The organism is Nocardia sp. NPDC057440, assembly GCF_042802915.1.
Taxonomy (GTDB): Bacteria; Actinomycetota; Actinomycetes; order Mycobacteriales; family Mycobacteriaceae; genus Nocardia.
Genome location: NZ_JBHVDF010000024.1, coordinates 47,298 through 67,433, shown reverse-complemented (window position 1 = coordinate 67,433; position 20,136 = coordinate 47,298). Strand labels below are relative to the sequence as shown.

At 65.6% G+C, this 20,136-nt stretch carries 14 protein-coding genes; 4 read left to right on the top strand and 10 right to left on the bottom strand.

Translation table 11 applies throughout. From position 1 onward, the window contains the following. Positions 1-70: 70 nt before the first annotated feature. Positions 71-1,531 carry a flavin-containing monooxygenase gene (locus ACFU4Z_RS33445; protein WP_379071434.1) on the bottom strand — a complete coding sequence of 487 codons (1,461 nt, stop codon included), beginning with the start codon at positions 1,529-1,531 and terminating at the stop codon, positions 71-73. 128 nt (positions 1,532-1,659) lie between these two features. Here ACFU4Z_RS33445 and ACFU4Z_RS33440 point away from each other — a divergent pair, with 128 nt between their 5' ends. Beyond that, positions 1,660-2,700 (top strand): AraC family transcriptional regulator, encoded by a 1,041-nt coding sequence (locus ACFU4Z_RS33440; RefSeq protein ID WP_379071431.1) that lies wholly within the window; start codon positions 1,660-1,662, stop codon positions 2,698-2,700. A 111-nt stretch (positions 2,701-2,811) separates the two neighbouring features. Here the strand turns inward: ACFU4Z_RS33440 and ACFU4Z_RS33435 are convergent, their stop codons facing one another. Beyond that, positions 2,812-4,017, bottom strand: coding sequence for an aminoglycoside phosphotransferase family protein (locus tag ACFU4Z_RS33435; RefSeq protein WP_379071428.1), 1,206 nt, complete (start codon positions 4,015-4,017; stop codon positions 2,812-2,814). Positions 4,018-4,227: 210 nt separating this feature from the next. Between ACFU4Z_RS33435 and ACFU4Z_RS33430 the strand changes: the two genes are divergently transcribed. Then, positions 4,228-7,008 (top strand): AAA family ATPase, encoded by a 2,781-nt coding sequence (locus ACFU4Z_RS33430; RefSeq protein ID WP_379071425.1) that lies wholly within the window; start codon positions 4,228-4,230, stop codon positions 7,006-7,008. Between the two features lie 207 nt (positions 7,009-7,215). Here ACFU4Z_RS33430 and ACFU4Z_RS33425 read toward each other — a convergent pair whose 3' ends face one another. The 7 genes from ACFU4Z_RS33425 to ACFU4Z_RS33395 form a co-directional block, all read right to left on the bottom strand. Beyond that, the gene (locus ACFU4Z_RS33425) at positions 7,216-11,049 is read right to left on the bottom strand and encodes an ABC transporter ATP-binding protein (protein ID WP_379071422.1); all 3,834 of its coding nucleotides are present in this window, start codon (positions 11,047-11,049) and stop codon (positions 7,216-7,218) included. After that, a complete protein-coding gene (locus ACFU4Z_RS33420; RefSeq protein WP_379071419.1) occupies positions 11,046-12,383 on the bottom strand; it encodes an LLM class flavin-dependent oxidoreductase in 1,338 nt (445 codons plus the stop codon). The genes ACFU4Z_RS33425 and ACFU4Z_RS33420 overlap by 4 nt, the downstream gene beginning before the upstream one ends. Before the next feature lie 11 nt (positions 12,384-12,394). Next, positions 12,395-13,117, bottom strand: a complete 723-nt coding sequence (locus tag ACFU4Z_RS33415) for an ABC transporter ATP-binding protein (protein ID WP_379071416.1) — start codon at positions 13,115-13,117, stop codon at positions 12,395-12,397. Continuing rightward, positions 13,093-13,935 (bottom strand): ABC transporter permease, encoded by an 843-nt coding sequence (locus ACFU4Z_RS33410; RefSeq protein ID WP_379071414.1) that lies wholly within the window; start codon positions 13,933-13,935, stop codon positions 13,093-13,095. Before ACFU4Z_RS33410 ends, ACFU4Z_RS33415 begins: the two co-directional genes overlap by 25 nt. Next, positions 13,932-14,972, bottom strand: a complete 1,041-nt coding sequence (locus ACFU4Z_RS33405; RefSeq protein ID WP_379071411.1) for an ABC transporter substrate-binding protein — start codon at positions 14,970-14,972, stop codon at positions 13,932-13,934. The genes ACFU4Z_RS33410 and ACFU4Z_RS33405 overlap by 4 nt, the downstream gene beginning before the upstream one ends. A gap of 165 nt (positions 14,973-15,137) precedes the next feature. After that, positions 15,138-16,259 (bottom strand): ROK family protein, encoded by a 1,122-nt coding sequence (locus ACFU4Z_RS33400; protein ID WP_379071408.1) that lies wholly within the window; start codon positions 16,257-16,259, stop codon positions 15,138-15,140. A 582-nt stretch (positions 16,260-16,841) separates the two neighbouring features. Next, positions 16,842-17,660 (bottom strand): MBL fold metallo-hydrolase, encoded by an 819-nt coding sequence (locus ACFU4Z_RS33395; RefSeq protein ID WP_379071406.1) that lies wholly within the window; start codon positions 17,658-17,660, stop codon positions 16,842-16,844. Between the two features lie 111 nt (positions 17,661-17,771). Here ACFU4Z_RS33395 and ACFU4Z_RS33390 point away from each other — a divergent pair, with 111 nt between their 5' ends. Continuing rightward, a complete protein-coding gene (locus ACFU4Z_RS33390) occupies positions 17,772-18,380 on the top strand; it encodes a helix-turn-helix domain-containing protein (protein WP_379071402.1) in 609 nt (202 codons plus the stop codon). Between the two features lie 638 nt (positions 18,381-19,018). Next, the gene (locus tag ACFU4Z_RS33385; protein WP_379071399.1) at positions 19,019-19,564 is read left to right on the top strand and encodes a CAP family protein; all 546 of its coding nucleotides are present in this window, start codon (positions 19,019-19,021) and stop codon (positions 19,562-19,564) included. A 238-nt stretch (positions 19,565-19,802) separates the two neighbouring features. On the opposite strand, the gene ACFU4Z_RS33380 is transcribed toward ACFU4Z_RS33385, so the two are convergent. Beyond that, positions 19,803-19,985 (bottom strand): hypothetical protein, encoded by a 183-nt coding sequence (locus ACFU4Z_RS33380; protein WP_379071396.1) that lies wholly within the window; start codon positions 19,983-19,985, stop codon positions 19,803-19,805. Positions 19,986-20,136 lie beyond the last annotated feature (151 nt).

Here is a 20,136-nt window from a genome sequence, read left to right as displayed (position 1 = left end):
AAGAAGCTGTGGTTGCCTGTTCAGCGGATGGCGTGATCGGTGGCGAAATGCGTTGGCATGCCAGGCTTGCTCAGACCAGTTCCTCGAACCGCAGCAGGCCGTCTTGGATGGGGTCTTCCAGGAGCATCTTGGAGTCCTTCTCGTAGTGCATGAGCACCTTCCACGGTTCCTTGGATCCCTGTCGAGGCAAGGTTTCCTTGGCGCGCTGCACGTAACCGGACTGCAACTGGTCGAGCATGCCGACGTCCAGCGCGGAGTCCTCGAGATCGGTGGGAGTTGCCACCGAGTGGCCGGTGTCGTCCATGTGCTTGAACAATCGGCACAGGTAGGCGCCTGCGATATCGGACTTCAGGGTCCACGGCGCGTTGGTGTATCCGAAAACCCAGGCCAGATTGGGAATGCTCTCCACGAGTACACCCTTGTAGGTCATCTGGTCGTGCAACTCCCGCGCCTCGCCGTCCACGGAAAGCTTCATCCCACCCAACATCTGGATGTTCAGGCCGGTGGCTGTGACGATGATGTCCGCCTCCAGCTCCCGCCCCGACTTCAGCAGGATGCCGGTCTCGGTGAAGGTCTGGATGTGATCGGTGACGACCGATGCCTCACCGGATGCCAGAACCTTGAAGAGATTGCCATCCGGCACAGCGCACAACCGCTCGTCCCACGGCATGTAGTTCGGGGTGAAATGGCTCATGTCGAAGGAAGGGCCGACCTGGCGCCGGACCTGCCAGAGCAGAAGTCGGCGCATCTGACCGGGCCAGCGACGGCAAGCCAGATAGAGCCCACGCTGGATGCCGATGTTGCGCTTTCGCGCGAACGAGTACACCCATTTGTCCGGGAGGAATCGACCCAGGACCTGGGAGATCTTGTCGAGGGCCGGCACCGAGAAGATGTAGGACGGGGAGCGCTGCAACATGGTCACGTGGTCCGCGTCGTCGGCCATCGACGGGACCAGGGTGACGGCTGTGGCGCCACTGCCGATCACGACGACCTTCTTACCGGTGTAGTCCAGGTCTTCCGGCCAATGCTGAGGGTGAACACACCGACCCTGGAACCGGTCCACGCCGGGGAACGTGGGTAGGTAGCCCGCGTCGTAGTTGTAGTAGCCGGTGCAGCTGACGAGGAAGCCGCAGCTATAGGTGCGGGTCTCCCCCGTCGCCTCATGCAATGCCGTCACGCTCCAGCGGCCCGCGGTCGTCGACCAGTCCGCGGCGACGATCTTCACGCCGTAGTGGACCTTCTGATCGATGCCGTACTCCCTTGCGGTGTCGGCAATGTACTCGCGGATCGACGCGCCGTCCGCGAGCACCTTCGAATCGTGCCACGGACGGAACTTGTACCCGAACGTGAACATGTCGGAGTCGGAACGAATACCCGGGTAGCGGAACAGATCCCAGGTGCCGCCCATCCGGGTCCGCCGCTCAAGCACGGCGATGGTCTTGTTCGGGAATTCGGCTGTCACCTGACAAGCCGTACCGATGCCGGACAGCCCGGCACCGATGATCAGGATGTCGAAATGTTTCGTACTCATGGCTTCCTCTTGTTTCTGGTGCTGCGTTCGCCGAACGTCGTAGAAACAGAGTGGCCGTGTGCCACGTCACACGTCTTGACACTTTCCGACATACTTTTATCATTTCCCGACACAAGGGGGTGGCTCCGATGGGCAGCCTGATCCGTGCCACGAACCTGTGGGGGTACGAAGACCTCATGCGGGAACTCGGCGCGGACCCGGCGCCGTTCCTGGCGCGCTTCCACATCCCGTCGGGTATCGAAGACCAAGAGGACGCGTTCGTCTCGTTCGAGGCGTTCGTACGCATGCTCGAAGCCAGCGCCGCCGATACGGGTTGCCCGGACTTCGGACTTCGCCTCTCACGCTGGCAGGGTCTGGACATCCTCGGACCGATCGCAGTGATCGCGCGCAACGCTCAGACGCTGTTGGGCGGGCTGGAGGCGATCGCGCGCTACCTGTATGTCCATTCCCCCGCCTTGAGGCTGACGGTCGACCAGCGCACCGAGGAGACCGACCTCCAGTTCACCTTCGAGGTGACAGAACCGGGTCTCTCCGACGTGCCCCAGGGTTACGAGCTGAGCATGGCCAACGGCGTACGCATGATTCGCCTTCTGGGCGGACCGCAGGCGCGCCCCCGCGTGATCTCGTTCATGCACGACCAACTGGGCCCGGACGCCGCCTACGACGAAGTGCTGGGTTGCCGTGTGCTGTTCGGGCAAACGTGGTGCGGGTTCGAGCTACCCCTGGATCTGGCCGACCGCCGCATCGACAGTGCGGACCCGGAGACCAGGCGCATCGCCACGAAGTATCTGGAGTCCCACTATCTGCCGAGCACCGCGGCGCTGTCCGATCGCGTGGCGGAACTGACCCGTCGTCTGCTGCCCACCGGCCAATGCAGCGCGGAGCTCATCGCCGACCAACTCTCGATGCATCCGCGCACGCTGCAACGGCGCCTGGCCGCGGAGGGTGTGCGATGTCAGGACCTCATCGAACGGGAGCGTCGCGACCATGCGGCGAGGTACCTCGCCGAACCGAGGTTGCATCTCAGCCAGATTGCCGGCCTGCTCGGCTATGCCGAACAGAGCACCCTCAACCGATCGTGTCGGCGGTGGTTCGGGAAAACCCCTGGGCAGTACCGAGCGGACCTCCCGGGGGCGCCGAGCAACACGGACTTTCGCAACCCGACATGAGCGGGCCTCGGCGCTGGTCAGGAAACATGCTCGCCGCGCGCACCCAGCAGGTTCCGATGACGTCGCTGGTACGGGGTGAGCACCTCAGCCAGGTCGTCACTCCGGACGGCCTCATCCGGCCGCCTCGACGGCTCCGGCGGCATCGAGGTCGAGCACGGCCGTCGCGGTGCGCTCGATGATGCCGAGACAGACCTCATCGGGCTGGTACTTCGGCTGAATGGCGCTGTGGCCGATGGTCGCCAGCCAGATGAAGTACGGATACAACGCCTGCTGACGGTAGGCCAGCCAGGCCGTGTCGTAGTCGGGTGCCGCAGCGCCGCAGGCCGCGAGTCGTTCGAGGTAGACGGTGAGTAGGTCGCGTTCCCAAGCCCGGCGGTCGGCCACCGCCAGGCCGGAGCCGACCACATAGGCGAAGTCGTAGGCCCAGCTGCCGCGCAGCACGACCTGCCAATCGGTGAAACCCATCCGGCCTGCCGCGGTGACGTAGGTATTGCCGATATGACTGTCGCCGTGCAGGAAGGTCTGTGGTCCGGTGCTGGCGATCTCGAGCGAGCGTTCCAGCGCGCGGTACAGCCGATCATGTTGGACGGGAAGCACTTCGGGCAGGACCGAGGCCGCGCGCCGGGCCCCGACCCGCGCCCGTTTGGACATGCCGATCAACCGGTCGAGATTGGCGAAATGCGCCCGCGGCGGCTTGAGCCACGGGTGCAGCGGGAGCCCGTCGTCGTCCCAGTATCGGGCGTGCCAGGTTGCCATGGTGCGCAGCAGATCCTCGATCTGCGCGCGTCCGATCGGGGTGCTCGGCGTGCAGAAGCTGGCGCCCTTGGTGCTGACGATGTCCTCGAGCAGTGAGATGGAGCGCCCCGACCGGCCGTCGACCGCGCTGTGATAGCCACGCGGGGCTTCGATATCGAGGTTGGGACGTAGGTGTTTGAAGAAGCCGGGTTCACCATGCAGTATTCCGGCCAGGTCGAGGGTGAGCCGCTGTTTGAAGTCCGCGGTCGTCTTCGCGAAGAGGTTTTCCGGCAGGCCCGCGACCTGACCGATCTCGTTGTAGGTGACGGCAAATTTCCACCTGGTCGAGGTGCCGCTGCTCTGAGCCCCGATGTCGAACGCCTCGACCACCGCACCCGGATGCTCGCAGCACAGCACCGCGGTCAGCCAATCGGTGGTCAATTCTCGACCGGTCACCGGTACATCGGCCGCATGCTTGACCTGTGGACGGGTGATCGCTTCCCGCGCGATCTGACCACCGATGCGGGTGATTCCTCGCACCACCGCGAGTGTGGGGTGTTGGGTGGATGTCTCGGACTGCAACGGTTCTCCTCTGCTCGGCGGCACAGCGGATGCGCTGTACCCGGTCGGTTCCGGGTGGTGAGCCGTCGTCATCGGAGACCCTAGGGCAGCCGCGCGGCGGGAACATCCGTCATAGCGGGCCGGAATATCCGCATCTGCCGGGTCGGATATCGTGTTGACCGGGCGTTGTGCGTTGTGCTTAATGTCGTGTGGGCGCATAGGATCCCCTTCGTGCAGGACTCCCTCACCTCTGTTCTCGTCGGTCGCGATGCGGAGGTCGAGCGTGTGGTGTCGTTAGGTCGGCGCGCCGCCGCGGGGGAAGGGGCGGTGGTGCTCGTCGAGGGGGAGCCCGGTATCGGCAAGACCGCGCTACTCGAAGCTGCCGTCGCCCGGCATGCGGACGATGGTCTGAGTGTGCGCCGAGGAGCCGCGCGGGAATTGCAGCGGCAGGTGCCGTTCGCGGCCGTGTGCTCGTGGCTGGGCAGCGAGCGCGGATCCGATCCGGTCCGTGCGCTGCTGCGTAGCGGGGATCGGGTCGGCGACGGTGCGGCGACGCACGAGTTCGCGATCACCGAGGCGATCCTCGATCTGGTCGATACCTGGTGTGCCGCCGGCCCGGTCGCGTTGGTCATCGACGATGTGCATTGGGCGGATTGGCAGAGTTTGGCGGTGCTGCACCGCCTCAGCGGCGTGGTGAACGAGCTGCCGCTACTGCTGATGCTGGCGGCGCGTCCGCTGCCCAGAGACCCCGGATTCGTCGCGTTGATGGCCGAACTCGTGGAACGACGTGCGCCGATGCTTCGGCTCGGCGCGCTGTCCGAATCGGCCGCGGCGGAACTGGTCAGGCAGCTGGTCGGTGCGATTCCGGGGCCGGGCCTGATGCGTCAGGTGGTCGGTGCGGGCGGAAATCCGCTCTACATCACGGAATTGGTGTCCTCCCTGTTGCGTGACGAGGCGATCACGGTGGTCGCGGATACCGCCGATCCAACCGTACTGGTTGATGATGACCGTCCCTCCGCGACACTGGCGGGGGCGATTGCGCAGCGGCTGGAATCCCTGTCACGGTCGGCGCGGCAAGTGCTTCTCATGGCCGCCGCACTGGGGCCGACGGTGTACGTCGCGGAACTGGCCGCGGTGCTGGACAGTCCGATTCTGGAAATCTGGAATGTGGTCACCGAGGCGACGGACGGTGGACTACTCACCCGTGCCGACTCCGAAGTGGTCTTCCGGCACGATCTGATCCGGCAGGTGCTCGCCGATCAGCTGCCCGATTCGTTGCGTGCGGGGTTGCTGCGCCGGGCTGGACAGATCCTGCTGGCGACGGACGCACCCATCGAGCGGATCGCGTACTACCTGTTGGGCGGGGAGGACGAGCTCGACAAACCCACTCTCGACTGGCTGGTCACGGTGGCCGACAAGTTGATCGTGCGCGCACCCGAACTCGCGGTGCCGCTGTTGGCGCGCGCGGCCGGTACCGCGGACCTCGGCATACGTCCGATACTGGTGCGGCTGCACGCCCAAGCGCTGCTCTGGAACGGCCGCGCGGCCGAGGCCGAAGCCCTGGTGCGCACGGCGCTGCTGAACCGACCGGACGATGATGTCGAGCTCCGGTGGTTGCTGATGCAGGCGTGCCATGCCCGCGGCGATCTGCGCGAGGTCGTTGCCGTTGCCGAAAAAGCACTGGCCACACCGAATCTCGCGGTCGAAGAAGCGGGCCGATTCCACGGGATGAGCGGCTTGAACAATTTCTTCCTCGGTCGGTTCGACGCGGCGGAGGCGGCGGGTGCGCAGGCGCTGGCGATCGGGGAGGCCACCGAGAATCCACTCGCGAGCGGATACGGACTATTGACCGTTGGAGCGGTGCGCTACACCCATGGCTATCTCGACGAGGCACTGGAACTGAGCAGTCGAATCCTGGCCGTCTTCGAGAACGGATTCGGTTCCGACCAGTTCGATCCCTATGTGCTCAACGCACACTGCTTGATCGAGCTCGATCGGCTCGCCGACGCGGAAGCCGTGCTGCACAAGGCGATCGGGCACAGTCGCCGGATCCACGGTGTCTATCTGGGCGCGTGTCTGGTCGCCAAAGCGCGGCTGTACGTCTTGGACGGACGCTGGGACGATGCGATCGTCGAATGCACTTCGGGCCAGTCGGTGCCCGACGCCTTCGGATACACCCCGATCCTGCACAGCCTGTCCGCGCTGATCGGTGTCCACCGCGGCACCTTCCTGCCGGATCCGGACAGCATTCCAGCACCGAACGACCAACTGGGCAGCAGTGGTTACGGCCAGTTCTATCCGTGGGTCAAGGCCCTGATTCTCGTGACCCGTGGCGATCCGCGCGGCGCACTGGATCTGCTCGTTGACGCGCACCAGCGCCTCGCCGACGGTTTGACCGCGCCCACGCTGTATTACATCTTCCCTGATATCGCTCGCCTCGCCGCCGATGTCGGTGACGACGACGCGATGCGTTCGGTGGTGGCGGCCTCCGCAGAGCAGGCTCGGCGCCAGCCGACGGCGGCTCGCACCGGCACTGCCCTGCTGTGTCGCGGCATCGCCGAGCGCGACCCCGCCGTCCTACGCACGGCCGCCGCCGACTTCCGACAGGCGGGACGACCGCTTTATGAGGCGCAGGCACACGAGAATGCGGCCGTATTGTTCGCCGCGGATGGGCGTGGTTCGGATGCCCGCAGCGCCCTTGATGCCGCGGTCGAGCTCTACACCGGCCTGGGCGCATCCTGGGATACCGCCCGCGCGGTCGCGCGCATGCGCCCGTATGGAATTCGCCGCGGCGTGCGCGGCCCGCGCAACCGCCCCAAAACCGGCCGCGCTGCCCTGACCGACACCGAACGCAAGGTAGCCGCCCTAGTGGCCGAAGGCTTCTCCAACTCCGATATCGCCGCCCAGATGTTCCTGTCCCGCAGGACTATTCAGTCCCACGTCTCCAACATCCTCGCCAAACTCGGCGTCGGCTCGCGCCGCGACATCGCCGCGATGATGTCCGGAAGCTGACGGCGGCGGCGGATTAACTCGGATACCCACAGTCCGGTTCGGCCGAGCAGTCGATAGACATTTGCCGACACCCGCTCCTTCCTTCAGTAGCCGTTCCCCCTCCGTGGAGTCGCCGGCTGCTCAACTCGCCGAACGTCGACAACCTCGACATATAGATCGCGGTGGACGCGCTCAGTGCTCGCAGCTCCTGGATCGCCTTGGGTGGACTCAGGTCCCTGCATGGCTCGTGGCCTCCTCGCCCACGTAGGCCGCCCAGAGGCGGCGGTATGGGCCGTCGGTGGCGAGCAGCTGGTCGTGGCGGCCGGTTTGGAGGAGGCGGCCTCGGCCGACTACGAGGATGAGGTCGGCATCGGCGGCGGTGGCCAGGCGGTGGGCGACGACGATGGTGGTGCGGCCGGTGGTGAGGACGTCGACGGCGGCGCGGACGCGGGCGTCGGTGGCGAGGTCGAGGGACGCGGTGGCTTCATCGAGGATGAGGATGTCCGGATCTACTAGTTGGGCGCGAGCCAGTGCCAGGAGTTGGCGTTGGCCGGCGGAGAGGCCGGCGCCGTGGGCGCCGATAGGTTGGCGGTAGCCGTGATCGAGGGCAGCGATCATTTCGTGGGCACCGACCGCTCGTGCGGCCCATTCGATTTCGGCGGGTGTGGCGTCAGGTTTGCCGTAGGCGATGGCCGCGTGCACCGTGTCGCCGAACAGGAACGGTTCTTGGGGGACGACGCCGAGTCGTTTGCGGTAATCGCGGAGACGGTAGCGGCGGATGTCGATACCGTCGACGAGGACCGCGCCTTCGGTGGTGTCATACAGGCGGGCAAGGAGTTTCACTACCGTGGATTTGCCTGCACCGGTTTCGCCGACAACCGCCACCTTCTGGCCGGGGCCGATGTGCAGATCGATCCCGGACAGCGCGCGTTTGCCGTTCGCGTCATAGGCGAAACCCACTCCCTGGAATTCGATTTCACCGGCCAGGCTGTCCACCGGCTGGGCGTCGACCGCGTCGGGTGTCGTGACCGGTTCCCGCATCAGGGTCGCCAGGCGTTCCACGCCGACTACCGCCTGCTGGTAGCTGTCGAACACCTGGGACAGCTGCTGGATCGGCGAGAACAGCAGATCGATATAGAGCAGAAAAGCGATCAAAGTGCCTGCGGTGAGGGCGTTATCCCGCACCTGGTGCACACCGACAGCGAGCACGAGAGCGGTGCCGATCACCGACATGATCTCGACGAACGGGAAGAAGATCGCCATCAGGGTCTGGCTGCGCAGCCGCGCGTTGCGGTAACCCCAGGAGCGGCGCTCGAATTCGCGCTGATTCACCGCTTCCCGCCGGTAAGCCTGGGTGACGGCGATGGTGTCGACGTTCTCCTGCAGGTAGGCGTTGGTGACGCTGATCTGTTCGCGCGCGAGATTGTAGGCCGGCACCGAGGCCCGGCGGAACCACACTGTCGCCACCAGCAGCACCGGCATCAAGGCCAGCACCACCAGAGCCAACCCGGCGTCGATGGCCACGAGCGCCACCACCACTCCGCCGATGGTGAGGGTGCTGGTGAGGGCGACGGCCAACCCGGCCTGCAGGAACTGTGACAGGCCGTCGACATCGCTGATCATTCGAGTCATGATGCGCCCGGCCAGTTCTCGCTCGTAGAACTGCAAACCGAGGCGCTGCAGATGCGCGAAGACCTTCACGCGCAGGCCGTACAGCAGACGTTCCCCGGCCCGTCCGGTCACCCGGACCTGCGCCACGGTGATGGCCCAATCCACAGCGACCACGGTGAGGGCCGCCCCGGCGGCGACGAACAGGACATCACGCGCACCGGCCAGCACACCGTGGTCGATGCCGTGACGGACCAGGAAGGGTATGACGATCTGTGCCGACGCGTCGAGAGCGACAAGTCCCAGTCCGGCCAGCAGCGACAGCGCGAACGGCCGCAACAGTCGCGGGAGACTGAAGGCTGTATCCGGGGTGTGCGAAAACGACTGCGGCACATCAGGTTCACCGGTGACTGGCGGAAGCCCGTCGATCAGGGCCCGGATGTCCCCGCTTGGCGGCGCGCTGGACATCATGCCGCCACCCATCTGCGCGCCCATTGGTCCGGGGGAACCGGCCGCACGCTGGGAGAACGCTTTGGCCATCTGCTCGAGGGCACGGGTTTCGTCGCCCTCGGTTTCGGTGGACACCCACAGTCCGGCGGTGGGCACCGACTCGGCGGCCGGGTCCAGGTCGGCCACGATACTGCCCGGATCCGGCGGGGTGAACAAGGTACGGAACAGTTCGCCGGAGCTCTGCAGTTCTCGCAGTGTGCCGAGCTCGGTGATCTGCCCGCCATCGAGTACCGCGACTCGATCCGCCAGCGCGAGCGTCGAAATACGGTGCGCCACAACGATGGTGGTGCGCCGCTGCACTTCGGCGGCGATGCGGCCGAAGATCAGCTCCTCCACCTGCGCGTCGATGGCGGAGGTGGCGTCATCGAGCACCAGGATCGGTGCGTCGGTGATGAGTGCCCGCGCCAACGCCAGACGCTGGCGCTGCCCACCGGATAGCCGCTGCCCGCGTTCTCCGATGACGGTGTCGAGGCCTTCGGGCAGTGCGGCGACGAATTCGTCGGCAGCGGCCAGGCGCAACGCGTGCCACACCTGGCCGTCGGTGGCGTCGGGGCGGCCGTAGGACACGTTGGCGCGCACCGTATCCGCCATAAGCGCAGTGTCCTCGAACACCATCGCCACCTGGCCGCGCAGGCCGGGAAATTCCCGGATATCGGTGCCGTCCACAAGGATTCGCCCGGCATCCGGATCGAACAGTCGCGGCAGCAACTGCACGAGAATCGATTTACCGGAGCCTGCCGCGCCGGCGATCGCCAGGGTTTCGCCGGGTTCGACGACGAGATCCAGCCCATCGAGGACGGCCGGTTGCCCGCCGAAACTGAAACGAACGCCCTGGAATTCGATGCGCCCCTCCGCCATTCCGGCATGCTTTCGGCCGGAATCCACCCAATTCGCGGCCGCGTCGCTTCCGGCGGCAGTGGCCTCGGCCGGAACGGGGGCCTCGACCACCTCCCGTACCCGGTCGAGCGATGCTTTCCCTTGCTGGCTCACCGTGAGCAGCATGGAGAACATGCGGATCGGATGGACAAACGACCCGAGATAGGTCATGAACGCCAGAAACGTCCCGAGCGTAATGGACTGCCGCAGCGCGAGTAGCCCACCGACGATCAGCACCAGTGCCTGCCCTGCCGCCGGAATCGCCTGCATAGTCGGAGTGAACCGGCTGGTGATCCTGGCTATCCGCAGCCGTGACCGATACAGGTCCCGCGCCGTGGCCTCCAGCCCACTCAGCTCGTGGGATTCCTGGCCGAATCCCTTCACCACCCGCACGCCGGTCACCGCGGCCTCCACTCGCATGGCGACCTCGGCGGCCCGAGCCTGGGCATCCCAGTTGGCCGGGAACAGTTCCCGCTGGCTGCGCACGGTGACCACCCACAGCGCCGGTATCACCAGCAGCGCGATCGCGGTGAGCAAAGGCGACATGGTCGCCATCAGTGCCAACGACACCACCAGCAGCACAATGTTTCCGGCAACCAGCGGAACCAGTTGCAGGAACATCTGAATCAGCGTCACATCGGTGATGGCGCGGCTGACCACCTGCCCGGTGTAGAGACTCGCTCGCTGCCGCCCGTTCAGCCGCAGCAGCGCGGCGAACAGGTCGCGACGCAGATCGTGCTGGACGTCGAGGGATAAGCGCGAGGAGGCGGTGCGGCGAGAGAATCCCGCCCCGAACCGAATGCCGCCCATCACGAGAAGCAGTGCCACCCAGGGCAGTACCGATGCCGCGGTAATGGTGAGCGTGTCGACCACATGCCGCACGATCAGCGGCAGCACTGCGGTCAGCGCCGAAGCCAGTACCGAGGCGACGGCGGCAATAATCACCGTCCGCCGATGGACGACGCAGCGGCGCACGAGATATCGAATCCACCCGGCGGATGGGGCGGAAGCCGGCGGCACCACCCCATCCGAGGTGGTGCCGCCTGAACAGCCGGAGTTCGAACTCATCCGGCGGTCACCAGCGCTGGCGCGTACTGGTTGGCGGGACGCGCGAGCCCGTAATGCCCACGCAGCGTGGCCTCGGTGTAGTCGGTGCGGAACAGCCCGCGCCGCTGCAGAATCGGCACCACCTCGTCGACGAACCTTTCCAGACCCGACGGCAGCACGGCGGGCATGATGTTGAACCCGTCGGCCGCACCGCGGGTGAACCACAACTCGATCTCGTCGGCCACCTGCTCGGCGGTGCCCGCGAAGGTGTGGTGGCCGCGTCCGCCGCCCAGCCGCCCGATCAGCTGGCGCAGCGTAAGCCGCTCGTGCCGAGCGAGATTCACGATGAGGGTGAATCGGCTCTTGGCGCCTTCGATCTCGTCCTCGGTGGGCAGATCGTCGGGCAGTTCGCTGTCCAGGTCGAGATCCTCCACCGGAAGGCCCCAGGTGCGCGCCAGTTGACGCTTGGCGTACTCGGGGGAAATCAGCCGTTCCAATTCTGCGTCCAGCTCCCGGGCATGCTCCTGCGTGTCACCGATGACGGGCACGATACCGGGCAGAACCTTCACGGTCTCCGGGTCTCGTCCCAGCTCGACCGCTCGCCGCTTGACGTCGTTGTAGAACTCGATGCCTGCCTCGATGGTCTGCTGCGCGGTGAAGATGGCCTCGGCGTAGCGAGCCGCGAACGCCTTACCGTCCTCCGACGAACCGGCCTGCACCAGAACGGGATACGCCTGCGGCGAACGCGGCACATTCAGCGGACCCTGCACTTTGAAGAACTGGCCCTCGTGGTCGATCTTGCGGACCTTGTCCGGATCGGTGTGTACACCGCCCTCCTTGTCGGCCAGCACCGCGTCGTCATCCCAGCTGTCCCAGAGTTTCGTTGCGACCTCCACGAATTCAGCGGCCTTCTCATACCGCACTTTGTGATCGGGAGTGTCGTCGAGACCGAAATTGCGGGCCGCGTCCGCGCCCGCGGTGGTGACGATATTCCAGCCGACCCGGCCGTCGGACACCCAGTCGATGGAGGAGAACCGGCGCGCCAGATTGAACGGTGAGTTGTAGCTGGTGGAGGCGGTGGCGATGAGACCGATGCGGGAGGTCTGCACGGCAATGGCCGACAGCAGCACCAGCGGGTCCAGTTTTCCGGCGGGGCGGCGGCCGGTGTCGCCGAAAAGCACTGGGCCGTCGGCGAAGAAGATGGAATCCAACTTGCCGCGTTCGGCGATCTGGGCCAGCCGGACGTAGTTGCCGATCTTGATGTTCGCGTGCGGATCCGATTCCGGTAGGCGCCAGGACGCCTCATGGTGCCCTGTGGACATCAGAAAGGCGTTGAGGTGCAGTTGTTTCGACATCAGTGTTCCTTTCAGGCAGCGGCCGGGAGAACGCCGAGCGCGCTGAGCAGAGTGCGGCGGATGTGCTGGAATTCCGGGTCGCCCGGATCTCGCTGCGCGGGTAGTTCGATCGGAAGGTCGACGGTGAGGCGGCCCTCATCCAGGACAAGCACCCGCTGGGCCAGGGTGATCGCCTCGTCCACGTCATGGGTGACGAGCAGGACAGTCGGGGTGTGCCGGGCGATCAGATCGCGTAGCAGCTCATGCATTTTGATGCGGGTCAGTGCGTCCAGCGCGCCGAAGGGTTCGTCGGCCAGCAGCAGATCGGGTTCGTCGACCAGGGATCTGGCCAGCGCGACCCGCCGCTGTTCACCGCCGGACAGCTCCGACGGCCAGGCGCGCTCACGCCCCGCCAGCCCGACCTCGGCCAGCCGGGCCTGTCCGGCCTCGCGCAGAGCCCGGGGTTGCCCGAACAGGACGTTGGCCAGCACCCGCTGCCACGGCAGCAGCCGTGAATCCTGGAATACCACAGCGGTTTTCGCGGGCACCCGAAGTGTGCCCGAGCCGTCCACAGTGTGGTCCAGCCCCGCGAGCGCCCGCAGCAGGGTGCTCTTACCGGAACCGCTGCGGCCGAGCAGGGCCACGAACTGTCCCGCCGGAATGTCCAGGGTGATCGAGTCCAGAATGGTGCGTTCGCCGAAGGATCGGACGAGATCCTTGGTCTGGACGCCTAATTCGCGATGGTCCGACGCCATGACAGCACCTTGCGCTCGAGCAGACGAATACCGGCATCGGAGGACAGCCCGAAAATGCCGTAGATGACCAGGCCGACCAGTATCACATCGGCCTGCCCGTAGTTCTGAGCGCTGCTCATCATCTTGCCGAGACCGTCGATGGCATTGACGGATTCGACGACGATGAGCAGCAGCCACGAATTGGTGACCGACAACCGCAAGCCGAGGAAGAAGCCGGGCAGCGAGCCGGGGATGACCACCCGGCGAATGAAGTCCGGTCGCGAGACACCTTGTACTTCCGCCAGTTCCACGAACCGCTTGTCGATGGCGACGAGTGCGGCGTGGAACTGCATATACATAGTGACGATGACACCGAGGGCGATCACCACGACCTTGAACGTCTCACCGATGCCCAGCCACAGGATCAGCAGCGGGATCAAACCCAGCGAGGGGACGGCGCGTTTGACCTGCAATGGACCGTCGACCAGCGATTCACCCAGCCGGGAAAGCCCCGCGATGAGCGCGAGCGCCGTGCCGACAGCGATGCCGATGGCGAGGCCGAGCAGTGACCGATTCAGCGAGGCGCCGACATTTTCGACGAGGGTGCCTGCACGGAACAGATCCCATCCGGTGTGCACCACCGTCCACGGCGCGGACAGTTTACGTTCGTCCAGCAGGCCGAATTCGACGGCACCGGCCCAGGCCACCAGGAGGAGCACCACGCCGAGCAGCCGGGCGAACGGCACGGGCTTACGCAGTCCGAGGCGGCGCAGGTGGCGGCGATCGGCGAAGCCGCCGACGGGCAGCGTTACCGCGGGGCGCGGCAGTGCGAGCGTCATGACTTCTCCTTGGCCCGGTACGACGCGGGGACCGCCTCGGAGGCCAGCTTTTCGAAGCGCCGGTCGAACAGGGTGGCGGCGTCGAAACTATTACCGAAATAGCCGGATTTGGTAACCAGGTCGATAGTTTCCTGTTCCCATTGGATGGCCTCGTCCCAATTCGGCGGATAGTAGGGCTTTTCCAAGGTCTTCAGAATGCGCTGGGCATCCTCGGGTGAAACCTTCTGATCCTTCACGTAATACGCGTCGGCCCATTCCTGTGGATGCTCCCAGGCCCAGATGTCGTTACGCGACCAGATCTTCACGAATTCGGCCACGGCGGCGAGTTTCGCGGAATCCTGCAGGACCGCGGTCGGCGCCCACAGGATGGTCAGCGCGTCGACGGCGGTGGTGTCGATGGCCTTGGCGCCCTGATCACGGTACTGGGCAAGGTATTTCGAGATGACCGGCTCGCCCGACGGGGCGGCGTCGATCTGACCGCCCTGCAACGCGGTCAGGAACTGCGTACTGCTGAGATCCACGAGCTTCACCTGATCGAGGCCGATCCCGGCCTCCTTCAGCGTGCGAAGCACGATCACGCCCTGCGCCTGGCCAGGAGAGAAGCCGATGCGCTTACCACGCAGATCGGCAATGGAGTTGATGTTGGAGCCCGGTGCGGTGAGGAATTTGTACAGCGGAGTCGTGCGTACCTTGACGCCGACGATCTTGGCGTCGACACCCGTCGCTCGGGCGTGGATCGGCGGGATACCGGCGTTGGTAGCGACATCGAGGGCGCCGCCGCGGAATGCCTGCACGACATCCGGGCCTGCCGAGACCACCGGCCAGTCGGAGACGGTGAACGGCAAGGCATTCAGTTGCCCGGTGGCCTGCAACTGCACGCGTGTCGTGTTCACCGAAATCGACAGCTTCGCGCCCGGCGGTACCGAAGTCGGCAGGGCGGCCGAAAGATCGGTATCTCCCCCACTGGTGGCGCAGCCGGTGAGCACCAGCGCCGAAGCCGCCGCGGCAATCGCTAGCCGGTGAAAATTGGTTCGCATAGAGCGGTCCCTATCGGAAAGTGTCGGAGACTGATTCGGAAATCCGGATAAGGGTGACAGGCAAGGTTTTCGCACCGGATCGTCGCGGCGTGAGATTTCATATACAGACTGTCCTGGACGACCTCGCGTCAAGGCAACATTCGTTCGAATTAAAATTACTCGGAATCAAATTCCGGTGGCCAGGACTGCGACCGGGTCGGTGTAGAGCTGCTGTAATACCACGGTGCCCGCGGCCGTCTCGAGTGCGCGCCCGATGAACGAGGATCCGGTGATGATCTCCTCGGGCCGTTCGCAGGCGGAGTAACGGCGCACCACATCGAGGTAGGCCGCGCGCACACCGGGTACCCGCACCAGCCCCGGATCGACGATCACGACGGAATCCGGGTCGAGCAGATCGATGAGTACCGCGACCGTCCGGCCCAGCACCATGGCCCGGGCGGTGAACAACCCTCGTGCCCGCTCATCCCGCGTGGCGAGTTCGATAAGCTCCACGATGCTGTGCGCCGCAAGGGATTCCCGCTCGGCGCGGTGGACGAGCGCGCGATCAGTGCATTCGGCCAGCGCCGCCCCCGCCGCCTCATCCCCCGCCAGCCGGGTGATCGCCCCCGCCGCCGATCGAGGGCCATAGTGCACTCGCCCATGCACCGCGACCGCAACGTCGATCACGTTCCCGGCGAACAGCACAACCGTCGCCGCGTCATCCCGCGCGCGCCCGAACAGCTGCTCTGCGTGCAGCAGCGCCCGAGTGTGGCTGTCCACACTCACCGGCAATCCAATGCGCTCAGAAAAGTACTGTCGCACATCGATATTGCGCCAACCCAGGGTCGGATGCTCGACGATGACGCCCGCCGCGCTGTCGACCCAGCCCCCGACCGCGACGCCGAGCCCGATAACCCGTTCGGTCAGCTCTGCCCGCAACCGCAGCACCTCGGCGGCCGCGTCACCGAGAACCTCGTCCGGCTCCGCGCTGCGGTGCGGCAACCTATGCGAAAGCCGCACCGCCCCAGTGATATCGAGGACTGCGACGGTAGCGTGCTCGGCCGCGATGTGCACCCCGATCACTACATTGCCCGCGCCGTTCAACCCCAGCGGCGAATGCGGCCGCCCCATGCCGTGTGGTCCGGCCGTCTCCGGATATTCGACCAGCAACCCGAGCTGCGCAAGCGCCCGCACCTGCGCGGTCACTGTCGCGGGCGACAGCCCCGCGAACCGCGCGATCGCGCTTCGCACCGTCACCCCCTCGGCCAGCACCGCCCGCAACACCGCCCCCGCACTATTACTGGTCACCGCACGCTCCTCCGCTACAGGGCCCGACCCGGGAACGCTAGCCAGCCACACAACCCCGGACACGGGTTGCGCTCACCGCGATCGGTTATTCCCGCGTCTGCGGTCCAGGCTCTCGTCGAGCGCTTCCTCGATTCATGGGTGGGCTCGCAAGACGCCCACCTCGGCGTATTCGGCGCGGAAACCAGACGACGATGCGGGGGGTGGCCCCTCCAGCCGTGACGAGCCTGCCCTCGTGGGCAGCGGCGTCCTCAGGGTCTATCCGAAGTAGACGTCAAATGCACCTGTTCGCGATGCTCAACCCAGGGACGCTGCCGCTCCTCCCCAGCCGATACCGCGGCGCGACGACGACTGCTCAGGCCATCGACCCGGGCAATCAACGAATCCAACTCGGCCACAATGCGATCCAATACCACAAGTCAGATCTACCAGCACGGACTCAGCCGAGTGCCGTTGCAGCACCAGCCCCCAACCTTGATCAACTTCTACGCGCCCGGGACGCACCTGATCGGCTCGACCACGTTCCGGACGAGCTTGCCCTCCTTGGCCGCCATCGCAAGCGCGGCCCGGAGCCGACAGGCTCGATCAGCCGATCGGTGGTGCGAGGTATTCCAGCGCATAACCATCGCCGGAGGGGGTTACGCGGGCGATGCCGGGTGAGTCGAGGTGGGCGCCGGCTACGAAGTGGTGTGGTTGGGTCAGCTGTTCGAGGAGGGCCGCTCGCGCCGCGCGGGCCTGGGACTGGTTGCCGTCGAACTCCCAAGACACGTTCGGCCGATCGAATTGGAGCGTGGGAACGTGAACGGTGTCGCCCCAGACGAGAAGGTGGCCGGCGCCGCTCCTGACGTCGTAGACGGTGTGACCGGGTGTGTGGCCCGGTGTCGGGATCGCGGTGGTCCAGTCGTTGATCGCGACCTTCTCCGACACGGGAACGACCCGGTCGCGGATCGGCTCGAGCCGCCCCGTGAATACCGAGGTGTCGCCCGCGCCGATCCACACGCGCTCGAGTTTGGTGAACGCCTCTGAGCCGTCCGGCGCGATCAGGCCGCTCACGTGGTCTTCGTGCCTGTGGGTGATGGCCACATCGGTGACATGCGCGCGGTCGATTCCCGCTTCGTCGAGCGCATCGTAGATCAATCCCATGGTGGGGTCGTGCCAGGCGTTGGACGCGCCGGTGTCGATGAGAACCGACCGCGTGCCATCGGTGACGAAGAAGGCGTTGACCGACAGCCGCAAGTTGTCGCCGGCCAGCGGCACGGCGGCTGGCAGCTCATCGAGCGTGCGCCCATCCTCGTCGCGGAGCCGTGTCGGCGGCATGTCGATGTACCCGTCTCGCAACGAGATCACCTGCAGATCGCCGAATTCGAACGTGGCATGGTGCTGGCCACTCGAGATCAAACGCATGGAACCTCCGTCGTGTTGGGCGCATATCGCGCGTCTCCGATAGAAGACTATATCTTCTTTAGGAGATAGTTACACTGTGGGCAGCGAGGTACTCATCGATCGAGGAGCACGGTGGTCGAGCAAGACGGAAACGCGGCCGAACCACAGCACGGTGACGACCTGGCCGGCGCGTTCGGCGGTAACGTGCGGCGACGCCGCGAGGAGGCGGGCCTGACGCTGGAGCAACTCTCCACACAGTCGTCTGTCAGCCGGGCGATGCTGTCCAAGGTCGAACGCGGTGAGAAGAGCCCGACGATCGGCGTCGCGTCCAGGATCGCCCACGCGCTCGACGCGTCGCTCTCGGACCTGATCGGTGGGGCAGCTGCTGCCGCGTCTGGTGTGGCCGTCGTCATGCGCAAGAACGATCGCCCCGTTTTCCGTGACCCGGAAACCGGCTTCGAACGCCACATGGCGTCAGCGGCCCCGGGCGCGGGAGGAGCCGAGATGGTCGTCCACTACCTCCCCGCACAGGTCTCTACCGGGCTGCTGCCCGCGTATCCGCCGGGTACGGAGAAACAACTCGTGGTGCTCGAAGGCACCCTCACCGTCGCGATCGGCGGAATCAGCGAGACCCTGAACACAGGCGACTCTCTGTTCTTCCAGGCCGACGCGGACCACGGCTTCGCCAACCGAACGACCGCTCCCTGCGAATACATCATGGTCATCTCGCGCAGAACCTGATCGGCCGCAGCCATCACCCAAGGAGCACGACGGAGAACGCAAGATCGTCAAAGGAGAAGCGAGCTCGACCACTACCAGGTCCGCAGCTACCGGCCTGGTACGCCCACATCACGCTGCCCATGCTCGCGCCGGCGCGGCTGGCAGCATCGAAAACACTTGCCGCAAAAGGGGACCCGGCGACCACGCTGAGATAGGATCGCTCTAACCCTACCGGAGATCCGGCGCCCCGCCGTCGCATTCGTCCTCACCGCCTCTCATACCGCCGACCACATCTGGGCCTGGTCCCGCTGGCGACGCCGCCGCCAGCACCAAGCCCGCCTCAGCCACTACCGCCGCCGCGGCCACCCACTCGACTGACCAGCGAGTGCCGTTGCAGTCGTAGTACGAGCCGAATGCACCGTAGTGCACTACGAGTTCACGACACGAGGTTCGAAGCCCTCCGCGCACACCACCAAATCACCGGGTCGCCCACGCAGCCCACTTCGAACATTCACAGCCGCACGGTGTCTCGCGAACCTTCGTTTGGTGAGACGTGAAGGTATGCTCTCCTCGACCCAGATCGCTACGGGCCATATATGTTCCGGTGACCCACCGATTCGTTTCCTGCTTGTGTCCTACTCGCCATTGGGGAGGTCGTCGTGTGTGCTGGACGGTTGTGGTCGACCATCGCCGCCACGTTACTCGCCGTGCTCATCGCTGGTGCGGGGCCTGCAGTCGGGCAGGCCGAGTTCCCGCAGTTCGCGCAGGCCGGACTCGAAGCGCACAACACGCACCGGGACCGCCATGGTTCACCGCGGATGACCTTGGTCCGGGATCTGGTCGCCGAGGCCCGACAATGCGCCGAGTACTACGCCGAGAAGGGCACGATCGATCACTCGTGCCCGTACAAGAACGGGGCTGGGGAGAACCTCTTCATGGCAGTGGGCGGCACCCCGGACGCTGTGCACAATGCCGAGGCAGCGACGCAGGTCTGGTACGACGAGATCAGGGACTACGACTACAACAACCCTGGCTTCTCTATGGAGACCGGCCATTTCACCCAGGTCGTGTGGAAGGCCAGCACGCAACTCGGTGTCGGGTTCGCCACAACGAACAACCGGCACGTCGTCGTCGCCCTCTACATGCAGCCCGGCAACGTCTCCGGGCGCAGCAACTTCGAGGAGAACGTGCCCCGACCGCGCTGAGATGTGCCCGTTGCCGGGTCGATGGACGCTGGGGAGAACCGCCCGTTTCCGAACGTTGGCAACCACGACGAGCTGCCGCCGTTCGGCCGGAGGTTTGGTGCTCGCTCGAACGGAGACGGTGACAGTTCGCGCCACTCCGACCATCTCACCGTAGTCGTGAACTCTTTGTTTCGCTGTCGACCTACAGTGGTGCTCAACTCGAGGATTCGCGCGCTGCGGGCGCCGCATACGGGCCACGCTACCGCTTTGACAGGTCCAGGGCCGTCATTTCGTTCTCGATCGCGATCGCGGCGAAATTCATTCCCATGGAACGTAATTCGTACACACGCCGATGCAGCGCCTGAATGCCTCCCGATTGGGCTGCGATATCGGCCACGCTGACCGGTCCCTCGGTGGAAGCCCTTGCCGACAGAAGCTCCATACCTTCTCTCCTTCCTGCCATTCCGCTCGCGTGCAACCAGATGCTTCGGGATCAGGATGCCCCGGTAGGTAGACGCCCGACATCGGTAGTCACCCGGCGCTACCGATGTCAGGCACCTACCTATTGGACAACTCTTACGGCTACCCGCCTC